Genomic DNA, 14,210 nt, shown 5'->3' with positions numbered 1-14,210 from the left:
TGGAAAAGAGCGGCACGGCGCGGAGACCGGCGCGCGCAGTTTACCATTTGCCCCCATGAACACGCCCGTTTCCGTTCCCGATTCCGTTTCCCAGGCCACCGCCGCCCGCCTGCGCGTGGTGCTGGTCGGCACCCAGCATCCCGGTAACATCGGCGCCGCCGCCCGCGCCCTGAAGACGATGGGCCTGGCCCGGCTGGTGCTGGTCGCCCCCGAGGACTATCCGGCCGAGGAGGCGTTCCGGCGCGCCGCCGGCGCCGACGATCTGCTGGGCGATGCGCCGGTGGTGGCCACGCTGGCCGAGGCGGTGGCGGACTGTCACTTGGTGCTCGGCTGCACGGCGCGCAGCCGGCGGGTCCAGCTGGAGGAACACGCGCCCCGCGAGGCCGCCGCGCTGGCCGTGGCGCGGGCGGGGGCCGGGTGCGAAGTGGCGCTGGTGTTCGGTCGCGAGCGCACCGGCCTGAGCAACGAGGAACTGCAGCTCTGCCATGCCGCCGTGCACATTCCGGCCAATCCCGAGTACAGCTCGCTGAACCTGGCTGCCGCGGTTCAAGTGCTGGCCTACGAACTGAGGCTGGCGCTGCTGGAAGGGGCAACGGTGGCGCCCGCGGAGCCGGTCCATCCCGACGAGGTGCCGGCCAGCCATGCCCATGTCGAAGGTTTCTTCGCACAACTCGGCGACACCCTCGACGCGATCGACTTCCACAAGGGGCGTACGCCGGATTCGGCGATGCGCAAGCTGCGCCGGCTGTTCGCCAAGGCCGACCTGACCGAGCAGGAGGTCCGCCTGCTGCGCGGCATCCTGGCCGACGCCCAGCGCATGGCCCGGCTGGCGGGTCAGGGCGGGGCCGGATCACTGTCTTGACTCCCCGTTTTCGGCTAGGCTGCCGCCATCGTTTCGGCGGGCGCCTATCGTTGCGTACAACCTGGTTCCGCCTGGCGCTGGCCGCGATCGGCGCCGCCCTGCTTCCCGCCGCGGTCGCGCCGGCCAGCGCCGCGGGCGACGAGCGCGTCCTCGTCCTCGGCCGCATCAGCGACGACCCCAAGGCGCACTACGAGCAGCTCAAGCCGTTGCTGGACTACGTGGTGCCGCGGATGCGCGACGTCGGCATCACCGAGGGCCGCATCCTGATGGCGCGCGATGCGCAGCAGATGACCAGCTACCTGCGCCGCGGCCGGGTGGACTGGGTCACCGAAACCGCCGGCACCGGCATGCGGTTGCAGGAGCGCGCCGGTGCGCGCCCGCTGCTGCTGACCGAGCGCGGTGGCGTGAGCCGGTACCACGGCGTGTTCTTCGTCCGCCGGGACAGCGGCCTGGAGCGGCTCGCCGACCTGAAGGGGCGCACGGTGGCATTCCAGAACACCGCCTCGACCAGCGCCTACTTCGCACCCTCGGTGGCGCTGTTGGACGCCGGCCAGCGGTTGGAAATCCTGCTCTCGCCGATGGACCGGCCTTCGGCCGATTCGGTGGGCTACGTGTTCGCGCGGTCCGAACTGAACATCGCCGCCTGGGTGCACAAGCGCCTGGTCGATGCGGGCGTGGTGAGCAACCTCGACTGGGACGACGTGCGCCGCATGCCGCCGGCCTTCCGTCGCGACTTCCGCGTGATCCACGAGACGCAGGATTTTCCGCGCGCCCTGGAAATGGTGCGCGGCGACCTGGATCCCAGGATCGAGGCGCGCCTGCGCGAGGTGCTGATGGAGGCGGCCGGCGATCCCGCCGCGCGCGATGCGCTCAACGTCTTCTTCCGCACCACCCGTTTCCTGCCCGTGGACCCGGCGTCGCAGCAGGCGCTGGATGACCTGCGCCGAGGCGTGAGCCGCGTCCGGGAGCAGGTGGAATGAAGCCGATGCGCTTCGGTCTGCAGGCCCGCTTCCTGGCGGCGATGGCGCTGATGCTGGTGGTGGTGATCGCGCTGCTGGGCACCCTGTTGCACCGGCAGAAGGTGATGCAGCAGGAGGTCGCCGACCTCGGGCGCGAGGCCATGCACGGCATGGTCGAGGACAGCCTGCGCCGCCACGGCGAGGCCACCGTGGACCAGCTGGGCGACGCGCTGGCCAATCCCCTGTACTACTTCGACCTGGACACGATCGGCAGCATCGTGCGCTCGGCGCAGAAGGAACCCGACGTCAGTTACGTGCTGGTGTACGACAACCAGGGCCGGATCATCCACGACGGCACGGCGGACATCGCCGTGTACGGTCAGACCATGACCGATCCGCTGGCGTACGAGGCGGTGAACGCGCGCAGCATGCATACGCAGTGGTCGGCGCAGATCGTGGACGTGTCCGAACCGATCATGATCGGCAGCGAGCGTATCGGCGGCGTGCGCGTCGGCTATTCGGTGGCCTCGGTGCGCGCCTACGAAGAGAAGGCCATCAACGCCGCGCGTGCGCGCCTCAACGAACTCGGCGCGCGCCACCTGGGCTGGATCGCGCTGCTGCTGGCGGCGCTGGTCGCGGTCTGCGTGGCGATCATGCTGTATGCGCAGCGCACGCTGGTCCGCCCGATCCGCCAGCTGGCCCGCGCCGCGCACGACATCGAGGTCGGCAACTACAACGGCGAACGCATGTCCAGCGAGCGCCAGGACGAAGTCGGCGAACTGGTGCGCGCGTTCGGCACCATGAGCGACAGCATCGCGCGGCACGACCGCGACGTGCGGCGCATGGCCTACACCGATTCGCTGACCGGCCTGACCAACCGGCTGGCGTTCCGCGAGAGCCTGGACCACCGCCTGATGATGCTGCGCGGCGCCGGCCGCCAGCTGGCGCTGCTGTTCGCCGACATCGACGACTTCAAGCGCGTCAACGACACGCTGGGCCACGAGGCCGGCGACGAAGTGCTGCAGCAGTTCGCGCACCGCATCCGCGATGCGGTCGAGCTGATGGGCGGCGACGATGCGCTGCTGGCGCGCTTCGGCGGCGACGAGTTCGTGATCCTGATCCAGGATGGCGACGTGCGTGGCAGCGCGACCCGCCTGGCCGAGAAGCTGGTGGCCGAGCTGGGGCGTCCCATCGTGGTGCAGGAGCGCCAGGTGTTCCTGGGTACCTCGATCGGCATCACCCTGTTCCCGGAGGACGCCTCCGGCGCGACCGCGCTGATGAAGAACGGCGACATCGCGATGTACCAGGCGAAGGTCGCGGGCAAGAACTGCTACCGCTTCTACAGCCGCGCGATGGACCAGGCGGTGGAGCGGCGCGTGCGCATGGAGCAGGAGTTGCGCGGTGCCTGGGAGCGCGGCGAACTGAGCCTGATGTACCAGCCGGTGTTCCGCATGGCCGACAGCCGCATCGTCGGCGCCGAGGCGCTGCTGCGCTGGCAGCATCCGGAACTGGGCATGGTGGCGCCGTCGGTGTTCATCGACGTGGCCGAGCAGAGTGGTCTGATCGAGAGCATCGGACCGCGCGTGCTGCGCGCCGCCTGCACGGCCGCCGCACGCTGGGGCAACGAGCGCGATGCGCTGGACCCGCTGTTCGTCTCGGTCAACGTGTCGCCGCGCCAGCTGCGCAACGGCGACCTGCCGGACGTGGTGGCCGAGTGCCTGCGCGACACCGGGCTGGCGGCGTCGCGCCTGCATCTTGAGCTTACCGAAACCGCGGTCATCAGCGACGAGGCGCATGCCAGCGCGCTGCTCGCCACGTTGCACCGTACGGGCGTGAAGGTGTGGCTGGACGATTTCGGCACGGGCTTTTCCGGCCTCAGCCACCTGCGCCGCGTGCCGGTGGACGGCGTGAAGATCGACCGCAGCTTCATTGCCGACATGCTGCGCGATCCGGATGATCTGGCGCTGACCACGGCCATCGTCGCGATGGCCCATTCGCTGGGCATCACCGTCGTGGCCGAAGGCGTCGAGAAGGAAGGCCAGTTCAACCTGCTGCGCGAGCGCGGCTGCGACCTGGCGCAGGGCTACTGGCTGGGATATCCGGTCACCGCGGCGGAGTTCGCGCAGCTGGTGGCGTGAGAAGGGGTGCTGTTGTAGGAGCGACGTAAGTCGCGACCGCATGTTGTCCGTGTCGTGACGGCATCAAGGCTCTGAAGATGTGCGGTCGCGACGTACGTCGCTCCTACAGATGCATGCCCAATCAAAACCATCGCGCGATCAGCGCGCTGGTCGCCTCCACCAGGTTGCCCGACAGGAACCCGAACACCACCACCGCGATGCCGCCGGCGATCCACGCCGCCAGCAGCAGTGCGCCGTCGCGTTCCAGCAGGGCCAGCGCGAACAACAGCAGCAGGAAGCCGAACACGTAGTTGGTGAACGGGATGGGCAACGCCAGCAGGATGCCTAGCAGGATCAGCAGCAGGCCGGTGAAGCTGAGCGCGACCCGGTTGTCCAGGAAGCCGGCCATGCGCGGCCGCACCAGTTTCTCCAGCCGCCGCAGCCACGGGGCCATCCGCTGGCGGAAGCGGATCATGGAGCTGCGATGCGGACCGCGCCGGGCGAGGAATGTGGGCAGCCAGACCTTGCGCATGCCGAGCAGCAGCTGCACGCCCACCAGCACCACCATCGGCCCGCCGATCGCACCGCCGACGCCCGGCACCGGAATGAAGGCCGGCAGCACGCCAATGAAGAGCAGCATGCCGAATGCGGCGGGGCCGAAATCCTTCAGCAGGTCGCCGATCCGCAGCACCTCGTCGGGATCGCCGGCCGCGAAGCCATCGAGCAGGGCGGCCGTGCTGGTGTGGTGCGGTGCTTCGTCGGCCGGCATGTCAGACCGCCAGGTCTTCGCCATCGGTCTCGGGCAGTTTCTGCAGCAGCAGCTTGTCGATGCGCGCACCGTCCAGGTCGACCACCTCGAAGCGCCAGCCCGCCCAGTCGACGCGCTCGCCGACGTGCGGGATACGGCCGAAGCGTTCGATCATCATGCCGGCGACGGTGTTGTACTCGTCGTCGTCCGGCAGCGCCACGCCGCCGAGCAGTTCGCGCAGGTCGTCGTTGGGCAGCGAGCCATCGACCAGCAGCGAGCCGTCGTCGCGCACCACCACCAGTGGCGCGTCCTCGGTATTCTCGGTGGCCTGCAGCCGGCCGACCACCGCGCCCATCAGGTCGCTCTGGGTGACCAGACCCTGGATCTCGCCGTATTCGTCCACAACCAGCGCCAGCGACTGCTGCTCTTCGCGGAAGATCTCCAGCAGCTTCATCGCGTGCGTGGACTCGGAGACGAACAGCGGCTCGCGCAACTTGATGAAGAGGTCCGGCTGGGCGGCGCCGAAACGGTCGAGCAGCGATTTCACTTCCAGCACGCCGACCACGTCCTGGTCGTTGCCGCGATACACCGGGAAGCGCGAGAACGCCGACTCGTGCATGGTCTGCAGGTTCTCTTCGTAGGGCGCCGACGCGTCCAGCCAGGTGATCTTCTTGCGCGGCGTCATCAGGCTGTCGGCGGTACGGTCGCCCAGGCGCAGGACGCGGTTCATCATGTTGCGTTCGTCCGCGTCGATCACGCCGGCCTCGTGTCCCTCGGACACCAGCATGCGGATTTCTTCTTCGCTGATGGTGGTGGCTTCGTCCTTGCCGAGGCCCAGCACACGCAGGACCAGGCGCGTGCTGTGGGACAGCAGCCAGACGAAGGGGAACGCGGCTTTCGCCAGCCAGCCCATCGGCACGGCGACGACGCCTGCGATGGTCTCGGGTGCGGTGATGGCCAGGCGCTTCGGCACCAGCTCACCGAAGATCAGCGTCAGGAAGGTGATCAGGGCGACGGCAAGCGTCTTGCCGATCAGTTCGGACCAGGGCTGGGGCTCGCCCACCAGGGTGAAGCTGGCGGCGAGCGAGGGAAAGACGCCCTGCAGTCGTTCGGCGATGGCCATGCCGATGGCTTCGCCACCGAACAGGCCCGTCAGCACGCCGATCAGGGTGATGCCGATCTGCACCGTGGAGAGGAAGTTCTCGGGCTTCTCGGACAGGTCCAGCGCGCGCTGGGCGCGATGGCTGGTCTGGGCCATCTGCTTCAGACGGCTCTTGCGCGAGGTCATGACCGACATCTCCGACATGGCGAAGAAGCCGTTCACCAGCACAAGGGCGAAAACAACAAGCAGCTCAAGCACGGGAGCCTCCGGTCAGAGCGGGGAGGGCCGGCGAGGCGGGCGGGGTCTGTCGCGGGGGACAGTGGGGGGAAGTAGGGTCGTCGTCCATAGGGTGCACCCGGAGGCGCGGGGCGAGTTTAGCAAAGGGGCGCCGGGCGGCGGCGTGAAGCTGAACGAGCCATTCGGCCAGCGGGCGGCGCCCGGGCCCGCTCCCGCGGCGTCCGGGCTGTCCGGAATCGTCACGAAACCGTCATAATTCCGCCCTTGAAGCCGTCCATCCCGTGACGGTGGGACCGCCCGATGTTCTCCCTCCAGACGATCTTCGGCTCCGGCCAGCAGTTCTACACGCTGTTGGACGAGGCCGCCCAAGCCGCCCACGACAGCACCAAGGCCCTGCACACCATGATGAAGGCCACCGACCGCCAGCCGGCGCTCGATGCCTTCAAGCTGGCGCGCCTGCGCGAGCGTGCGGCCTCGGAAAAGATCGGCAAGGCGCTGGTGGACAGCTTCATCACCCCGATCGAGCGCGAGGACATCGAAGCCCTGGGTTCGGCGCTGTACAAGATTCCCAAGCAGGTGGAGAAGTTCGCCGACCGCTACTCGCTGGCCCTGCAGCACCTGGAGGGCATCGACTTCGCGCCGCGCGCGGCGATGCTGGAACAGGCGGCCAGCGTGGTGGTGGAGATGGTCCACGAGATCAAGAAGATGAACATCGATCGCATGACCTCGCTCAACGAGAAGCTGCGCGCGATCGAGAACGAGGCCGACCGGCTGATGCTGGAGCTGTACCGCGACATCTATTCCGGCCGGCTGGACCACCTGCAGATGTTCCTGCTGAAGGAGTTCTTCGAGATCCTGGAAAAGGCCATCGACCGCTGCCGCGAGGCCGGCGTGGTGGCGTACCAGATCGTGCTCAAGAACAGCTGACGGGTCGCGTCCATGCTTACCCTCGTCCTGGTGGTGATCTTCGCCGCGCTCGTCTTCGAGTTCATCAACGGCTTCCACGACACCGCCAACTCCATCGCCACGGTCGTCGCCACCAAGGTGCTGTCGCCGGGCCAGGCGGTGATGCTGGCGGCGGTGATGAACCTGATCGGCGCGCTGACCGGCACCGCCGTCGCCAAGACGATCGCCTCCGGCCTGGTCGATACCAATGTCGTGCAGGTGACCTCGCAGGTGATCCTGTGCGCGCTGCTGGGCGGCATCATCTGGAACCTCATCACGTGGTGGAAGGGCCTGCCGTCGTCGTCGTCGCATGCGCTGATCGGCGGCCTGTGCGGTGCCGCGCTGGCCGCCGCGCACAACGACTGGGGCGCGCTGATCTGGTCGCAGGCGGCCGGCGACTGGACCCAGAACAAGGGCATCCTGTGGAAGGTCGTGCTGCCGATGATCAGCTCGCCGGTCGCGGGCTTCCTGCTCGGCATCGTGGTGATGGTGTTGCTGTGGGCGCTGATCGCGCTGCTGGCCAAGCTCGGCGGCTGGCTCGGTCGACTGGCGCGCCCGCACTTCGTCAACAAGTTCTTCGGCAAGGCGCAGATCCTGTCCGCCGCCTACATGGGCTACGCGCACGGCCACAACGATGCGCAGAAGACCATGGGCATCATCGCGCTGACGCTGTTCGGTGCCGAGGCCAGCGGCGCGCTGGACAACCTGCCGGGCTGGCTGGCGTTCCTGCATCCGGGTGCGGCCGGCGAGCAGGACATCGCCACGTGGATCGTCATCACCTGCGCCATCGTGATGGCCCTGGGCACCGCGATGGGCGGTTGGAAGATCATCAAGACGCTCGGCCACAAGATGGTGAAGCTGCACCCCATCAATGGGTTCGCCGCCGAAACCAGTTCGGCCACCATCCTGACCGTGGCCGCGCATTTCGGCATGCCGGTGTCGACCACGCACAGCATCTCCACCGCGATCATGGGCGTGGGCTTCGCCAAGAATCCGCGCGCGCTGAAGTTCGGCGTGATCGAGCGCATCCTGTGGGCGTGGGTGCTGACGATTCCGGCGGCGGGTGGCATCGCCTACGGCCTGTTGCGGTTGCTGGAATCGATCGGCTGGGCTTGAAGGCCGTGATTCGTGATTCGTGATGCGTGATTCGTGATGGGAAGAAGCTAAAGCAAAGGGCGGGTCGTTGACCCGCCCTTTTTTTGTCTGGAATCGAGTTCTTGGGGAATTCGATAGCGTCGCTCTTGCGAATCACCCATCACCAATCCCCATCACGGCTCCTACAGCAGGTCGCCCTCGGCGGAGAGGGCGCGCTCCATGCTGTCGCCCAGGCCGCCGATTTCCAGCACCAGGCGGTCGACTTCCGCCGGGCTGAGGCTTTCGTAGGGGCGGTTCTCGCAGAGTTGCAGGTAGGGCACGCCGTCGAGTTCGCCGATGGCCAGGTAGCCGACACTGCTCTGCCAGTTGAACTTGAGCGCACGCTTGGCGTCGATGCCGGTCATCGGCGCGATCACCGTGCTCACGCGCAGATAGCCGCGCTCGTCGTCGTTGCCGAGTTCGGACAGGTAGATGGTCTGGTGCCGCTTGCCGTTGTCCAGCGACAGTTCCACGCAGGCGACGTACGGGTCGTGCATGGTGACCTTGTAGCCGGAAGACGTCAGGTGTCCGCGGACCTGCTCGAAGTTGTGCATGGGATGCTCCCCCTGTTGCCGTTGCCGCTATGCTAATCCCGCATGAGCGCCAAGTCTCCCGAAGATCGCATCCTGGCCGCGATCCGTGCCATACCGCACGGTCAGGTGGCCGGATACGGCGAGGTGGCGCATCGTGCGGGCCTGCCCGGCCGCGCCCGCCTGACGGCGCGCATCCTCAGCCGGAACGACGATCCGGCGCTGCCGTGGCACCGCGTGCTGCGTTCGGACGGACGCATCGCGTTTCCGGAAGGCTCCAAGGCCTTCCGCGAGCAGAGCCGGCGCCTGCGCGCGGAAGGCGTGAAGGTGGAGAACGGCCGTGTGAAGCGGCCGCGCAAGGAGGACGATCTGGATGCGGCGCTGTGGGGCCCGGGCGCACGTTGACGCGCGGCACGTATGATGTAACGCGACCGTTCCGAGGTGTGCCATGTTTCCCCGACTTCTTCCCGTCACCCGCAATCTGCTGATTGCCAACGTCGCGGTGTATCTGCTGCAGCTCACGATGGGGGCTGCGTTCCTGGCGTGGTTCGCGTTGTGGCCGGTCGGCCACGGGTTCATGCCGTGGCAGCTGCTGACGTATGGATTCCTGCACGATACCAACGGTCTCGCGCATCTGGCCTTCAACATGCTGGCGCTGTGGATGTTCGGTTCGCCGCTCGAACAGACCTGGGGTACGAAACGTTTCCTGACGTTCTATCTGGTCTGCGTGGCCGGTGCCGGCCTGCTCCAGCTCGCCGTGGGCTGGTGGATGGTGTCCGGCGGTGCGCTGCCGTATCCCACCGTTGGCGCGTCCGGCGGCGTGTTCGGCCTGCTGCTCGGCTACGGCATGCTGTTCCCGCACCACCGCATGATCGTGTTTCCGCTGCCGATGGAGATCAAGGCGCGTACGCTGGTGATCTTCTACGCGCTGCTCGCCCTGGTGCTCGGCTTCACCGGGTTGCAGCCGGGCGTCGCGCATTTCGCGCATCTGGGCGGCATGGTGTTCGGCTGGTTGATGATCCGCTATTGGCGAGGCCAGCCGCCGTTCCGCAAGGGGCCGCGCAAGCCGAGGCCGCCGCACCTGCGCAGCGTCAAGTAGAGCGGGCGGGCAGCACAAAGAAAAACGGCGCGGAGTCCGCGCCGTTTTTCATGGGTCCTGTAGAAGACTCAGCGCCAGATGCGGACCTGGTCCGCGTCCTTGGCCTGCATCGGCTGGCCGGGCTTGCAGGTGAAGGCCTGGGCGAAGGCCGGCTGCTGGGTCAGCGGGCCGTTGGCGCGCCACTGGCCCGGGGCGTGCACGTCGACGGCGGCGCGCTGCGCGGCTTCGGTTTCCGACAGGTTCTGCGCCCACAGCGTGGCCCAGGCCTTGTAGAACGATTGCCTGGCGGCGGCGTTGGCCTGCGGCTCGGCGGTGGCGAAGGCGTCCCAGGCCAGTTCGATGCCGGCCAGGTCGGCCAGGTTCTCGTCGCGCGTCAGCGCACCGTTGACCTTGACGTTCTTCAGGCCGGGGAAGGCATAGCCGTTGTACTGCGCGACCACCTTGTCGCCCAGCGCGTTCCACGCCGCCACGTCGGCCGGCGTCCACCAGTCGCGCAGCTGGCCCTTGGCGTCGACCATGCGGCCCTTGATGTCGAAGCCGCGGCTCAGTTCGTGGCCCACCAGCGCGCCGAATGCGCCGTACTGCACGGCGGCAGGCTGGTTCGCATCGAAGATCTCGTCCTGCAGCACGGCGGCGGTGACGATCAGGCGGTTCTGCGCCAGGTCGTAGGCCAGCGCCGGCTGCTGCGGAAGCACGTCCCAGCGGCGGTCGGCGTTGCCCTTGCCGATGCGCTTCATCTCTTCGCGGTGGCGCCAGGTCGAGGCGATCAGCATGTTGCCGCCGAAGCTGCCGCGGCCCATCGGCTGCACGCTGTAGTCGAGGTCGCGCTTCGGCGTGCCGACTTCGATCTTGAGCCTGTCGAGCTTGGCCTTGGCTTCGGTCTTCGCGGCATCGCTCAGCCAGGTGTTGCGTTCGATGCCGCGCCCCAGCGCATCGCGCACCTGACCGGCGATCTGCTCGGCGCGGCGCTTGTGGTCGGCGGGCACGTAGCGCGCGGCGTACTCCCTGCCCAGCATCGGGCCGGCGGCGAGGTTGATCGCGTCCAGAACCTGCTGCCAGCGCGGTGCGGGCGCGCTTTCGCCGCGCAGCACGCGGCCGCGGAAATCGAACTCGGCATCGCGGAACGGTTTTGCCAGGTAGGGCGCCATCGCATCGCCCACGCGCCAGCGCAGGTAGGCCTTCCACTGGTCGGGCTTGAGGCTGCCGACCAGGCCGTCGAGGCGCTTGAACAGCGCCGGGTCGGCCATCGACACGGTATCGTCGTTGACGCCCTGCACCTTCAGGAAGGCGTCGAGCTGCAGGTTGCGGTACTGCTTGCCCAGGTCCTTCGTCGGTACCGGTGCGTAGTTGGCGAAGGGGCTGCGCAGGTCCACCAGCGGCTTGGACACCTGCGCGAGCTTGGTCTCCAGGTCGATGACCAGCGCCGATTCGGCGTCCAGCTTCGCCGCCGGCGTGCCGGTCAGCGCCAGCACCTGCTTGACGTAGGCGCGGTAGCGGCCGAGCAGCTCGCGCGTGTCGGCATCGGTGCGGATGTAGTAGGCCGGGTCGGGCAGGCCCAGGCCGCCCTGCATGAAGTAGCCGATGTGGCGGTCGAGCGCCTGCAGGTCGACGTCCGGGCTGAAATTGAAGGCCACCGGCACGCCGACCTGGTGCAGCGCGGCGATGGCCGGCGCCACGTCCTTCGGCTTCTTGATGGCGTTGATGCGGTCCAGCAGCGGCGCGATCGGCTTGGCGCCGTCGGCTTCCACCGCGGCCTCGTCCAGGCCGCTGGCCCAGAAATCGCCGAGCAGCTTCTGCACGTTGCCCTGCGGCGACGCCATCGCGGCGTCGAGCAGGGCGCGCTGCTGGTCCAGCGTGCGGCTACGGAAGGCGCCCAGCACGCTGACCGCGCCGGTCTCGGCGGATGCAGGATGCTGCTTCAGCCAGTCCGCGTTGGTGGCGCTGTAGAAATCCGTGCACTGCGCGCTGACGGCCGGCGCGGCGGGGGCGCGCTTCCTGCGCTGGGCTTCGGCATCCGGGGCGCCCAGGGCGATGACAAGGGCGAAGGCGATCAGGGTGGGACGGCCGAGAGCGTGGCGCGGGCTGGGCATCAGGAAAGATCCGGAGTTCAGGGGTCGGGCGATTCTAGCAAGGGAGCCGTCGCGGTCCTGAAGGTCCGCAGGCCGAATCCGGCGCCACGTGGCGGCTTTTGCGGGCGTGCGTCACAGCTCGGTGCCGCGCCCGGAAAAGGAAAGGCCCGGACATGCCGGGCCTTTCCGCATCATGCCGTGATGCGCGGCCTCACCAGATCACGACCTGCTGGTCGCCGGTGCGCACCATCGGATCGCCGGCCTTGCAGGAGAACGCCGCCGCGAACGCCGGCAGATTCGACGGCGCGCCGATGGCACGGAACTGCGCGGGGGCGTGTTCGTCGGTGGCGATGCGGTTCTTCAGCTCTTCCGGCGTGAAGTTGCGGCGCCACACCGTGGCCCAGTTGAGGAAGAAACGCTGGTCGCGCGTCAGGCCGTCGGTCATCGGGTCCGGCGTATCGCCGGCGGCCGCCTTCATCGCGTCGTAGGCCGTGGCCAGGCCGCCGAGATCGGCGATGTTCTCGCCCAGCGTGTGCTTGCCGTTGATCGCCTGGCCGGCGTCGGTGCGGTAGGCGTTGAACTGCGCGATCAGCTTGTCGGTGCGCGAGGAGAAACCCTTGGCGTCAGCCGGGGTCCACCAGTTCTCGAATTTGCCGGTGGCGCCGAAGCGGCTGCCCTGGTCGTCGTAGCCGTGGGTCATCTCGTGGCCGATCACCGCGCCGATGCCGCCGTAGTTCATTTCATCGGTGGCGTTGGGGTCGAAGAACGGCGGCTGCAGGATGGCGGCCGGGAACACGATCTCGTTCTGCAGCGGGTTGTAGTACGCGTTGACCATCTGCGGCGGCATGCCCCATTCGGTACGGTCGACCGGCTTGCCGATCTTGCTCAGGTTCCACTTGTAGTTGAACGCCTGCGCGGCCATCACGTTGCCGTAGTAGCTGTCGCGGCCGGTGGACAGGCCGGACCAGTCGCGCCATTTGTCGGGATAGCCGATCTTGGTGGTGAACGCGGCCTGTTTCTCCATCGCCTTGGCCTTGGTCTCCTCGCTCATCCACGCCAGGTTCTGGATGCGCGCCTTCAGCGCGGTGCCCAGGTTGGCGACCAGCGTTTCCATCTTCGCCTTCGATTCCGGGGTGAACGCGACCTTGACGTACATCTGGCCCAAGGCTTCGCCACTCTGGCTCTCGATGGTTTCAAGCACGCGTTTCCAGCGCTGCTTGATTTCCTTCTGTCCGCGCAAGGTCTTGCTGTAGAAGTTGAACTGCTCATTCGCGAAGGCATCGCTCAGATAGGGCGACGCGCCGTCCACGGTGTGAAAGCGGAGGTATGCGCGCCACGTTGCCGGGTCGGTGTCGCCGAGCATCTTGCTGACTTCTTGGTGGAAAGACGGGATGGCGAACGAGAACTGTGTCAGGCCGGTCACACCCTGTGACTCGAGGAACTTAGTCCACGAGAAATTCGGCGTCAGCTTGTCGGCGTCGACGACGGACACCATGTTGTTGTAGAGGCTCACGTCGCGCGACAGGTCTTCACGCGATTTCGAGGCCGTTGCCAGACGGGTTTCGAACGCCATGATGTCGTTTGCCTGCTTCTGCGCATCCGCTGCGGCGACGCCCGAAAGCTCGAGGACCTTGGTGATATGCGCGACATACGCCGTGCGGATGTCCTTCTTGTCCGCGTCGAAGTAGAAGGTTTTGTCCGGCAGGCCCAGGCCGCCCTGCATGGCGATCGCGGTGTTCATGTCCGGGTTGCTGAACTCCGGCAGCGAGCCGAAGCCGAACAGAAAGTTCTGCCCCTTGGCTGCGGTCTGATTCAGGTACGCCACGATCGCGTCCTTGTCCTGCAGGCCGTCGATGGTCTTCAGCTCGGCGGCGATCGGCTCGATGCCCTGTGCGTTGGCCTTGGCTTCGTCCATGCCGGTGGCCCACAGGTCGCCGACGATCTTCTCCACGCCGGTGGCGTCGGCATGGGCGGCGGCCTGTTCGGCCAACTGCTTCTGGATAGCGGTGGAACGCTCGGCCAGCATCTCGAACGCGCCCCAGCTGGTGCGGTCGCTGGGGATGGCGTTGGCGGCCAGCCACTTGCCGTTGGCGTAGCCGGCGAAGTCGGTGCAGGCGTTCTTGCTGGTGTCCAGGTCACCGAGCTGGAAGCGGTTGACGCCCGGCAGGCTGCTTTCGTCCAGCTTCAGTTCCAGCGCGGCGGGCGCTTTCGCGGCGGTATCGGCGGCGGGCGCGGCGTCGTCCTTCTTCGCACACGCGGACAGGGCCGTGGCCACGGCGACGGACAGCATCAGGATCTGGGGTTTGCGGACAATCACGATCTACTCCGGCCCTGGACAGGGCAATGAAAAAAGGAACCCCCGGGAGGGGGCGTGGCGGCGACTCTACGCCTGTCACCTCAAGGGCAGG

The 14,210-nt window shown here is 67.6% G+C and carries 12 protein-coding genes; 7 read left to right on the top strand and 5 right to left on the bottom strand.

Annotated features, from left to right (window positions below; genetic code table 11):
• Positions 1-55: 55 nt before the first annotated feature.
• Genes VGN58_RS12085 through VGN58_RS12075 form a run of 3 tightly spaced genes read left to right on the top strand, consistent with a single transcriptional unit; the run spans position 56 to position 3,959 of the window.
• A complete protein-coding gene (locus VGN58_RS12085) occupies positions 56-862 on the top strand; it encodes an RNA methyltransferase (protein ID WP_327483462.1) in 807 nt (268 codons plus the stop codon).
• 50 nt (positions 863-912) lie between these two features.
• A complete protein-coding gene (locus VGN58_RS12080; RefSeq protein WP_414710786.1) occupies positions 913-1,842 on the top strand; it encodes a phosphate/phosphite/phosphonate ABC transporter substrate-binding protein in 930 nt (309 codons plus the stop codon).
• A complete protein-coding gene (locus tag VGN58_RS12075; RefSeq protein ID WP_327483461.1) occupies positions 1,839-3,959 on the top strand; it encodes a GGDEF domain-containing protein in 2,121 nt (706 codons plus the stop codon). The genes VGN58_RS12080 and VGN58_RS12075 overlap by 4 nt, the downstream gene beginning before the upstream one ends.
• 121 nt (positions 3,960-4,080) lie before the next feature.
• Here the strand turns inward: VGN58_RS12075 and VGN58_RS12070 are convergent, their stop codons facing one another.
• Together VGN58_RS12070 and VGN58_RS12065 are read right to left on the bottom strand one after the other, a co-directional pair.
• Positions 4,081-4,707: an exopolysaccharide biosynthesis protein gene (locus VGN58_RS12070; RefSeq protein ID WP_327483460.1), complete on the bottom strand. Its 627-nt coding sequence runs from the start codon at positions 4,705-4,707 to the stop codon at positions 4,081-4,083.
• 1 nt (position 4,708) lies between these two features.
• Positions 4,709-6,046 (bottom strand): hemolysin family protein, encoded by a 1,338-nt coding sequence (locus VGN58_RS12065; RefSeq protein ID WP_327483459.1) that lies wholly within the window; start codon positions 6,044-6,046, stop codon positions 4,709-4,711.
• Positions 6,047-6,325: 279 nt separating this feature from the next.
• Here VGN58_RS12065 and VGN58_RS12060 point away from each other — a divergent pair, with 279 nt between their 5' ends.
• Entirely contained in the window at positions 6,326-6,952 is a 627-nt protein-coding gene (locus tag VGN58_RS12060; RefSeq protein ID WP_327483458.1) for a DUF47 domain-containing protein, read from the top strand.
• A gap of 12 nt (positions 6,953-6,964) precedes the next feature.
• Positions 6,965-8,086 (top strand): inorganic phosphate transporter, encoded by a 1,122-nt coding sequence (locus VGN58_RS12055; protein WP_327483457.1) that lies wholly within the window; start codon positions 6,965-6,967, stop codon positions 8,084-8,086.
• 161 nt (positions 8,087-8,247) lie between these two features.
• On the opposite strand, the gene VGN58_RS12050 is transcribed toward VGN58_RS12055, so the two are convergent.
• Complete coding sequence (locus VGN58_RS12050; protein ID WP_327483456.1) at positions 8,248-8,658, bottom strand: hypothetical protein; 411 nt, start codon at positions 8,656-8,658, stop codon at positions 8,248-8,250.
• 42 nt (positions 8,659-8,700) lie between these two features.
• On the opposite strand from VGN58_RS12050, the gene VGN58_RS12045 reads away from it, so the two are divergent.
• On the top strand, positions 8,701-9,039 hold the full coding sequence (locus tag VGN58_RS12045; protein WP_327483455.1) for an MGMT family protein: 339 nt from the start codon (positions 8,701-8,703) through the stop codon (positions 9,037-9,039).
• Between the two features lie 43 nt (positions 9,040-9,082).
• Entirely contained in the window at positions 9,083-9,733 is a 651-nt protein-coding gene (locus VGN58_RS12040) for a rhomboid family intramembrane serine protease (protein WP_327483454.1), read from the top strand.
• Between the two features lie 68 nt (positions 9,734-9,801).
• Here VGN58_RS12040 and VGN58_RS12035 read toward each other — a convergent pair whose 3' ends face one another.
• Together VGN58_RS12035 and VGN58_RS12030 are read right to left on the bottom strand one after the other, a co-directional pair.
• The gene (locus tag VGN58_RS12035) at positions 9,802-11,823 is read right to left on the bottom strand and encodes a M13 family metallopeptidase (RefSeq protein ID WP_327483453.1); all 2,022 of its coding nucleotides are present in this window, start codon (positions 11,821-11,823) and stop codon (positions 9,802-9,804) included.
• A 190-nt stretch (positions 11,824-12,013) separates the two neighbouring features.
• Positions 12,014-14,095 (bottom strand): M13 family metallopeptidase, encoded by a 2,082-nt coding sequence (locus VGN58_RS12030; protein ID WP_327484646.1) that lies wholly within the window; start codon positions 14,093-14,095, stop codon positions 12,014-12,016.
• Between the last annotated feature and the right edge of the window lie 115 nt (positions 14,096-14,210).

The sequence above is a fragment of the Pseudoxanthomonas sp. genome (assembly GCF_035999195.1).
Classification (GTDB): Bacteria; Pseudomonadota; Gammaproteobacteria; order Xanthomonadales; family Xanthomonadaceae; genus Pseudoxanthomonas_A.
The sequence above is the reverse complement of the archived record's forward strand: the minus strand, read 5'-3'. Positions and strand labels throughout refer to the sequence as shown.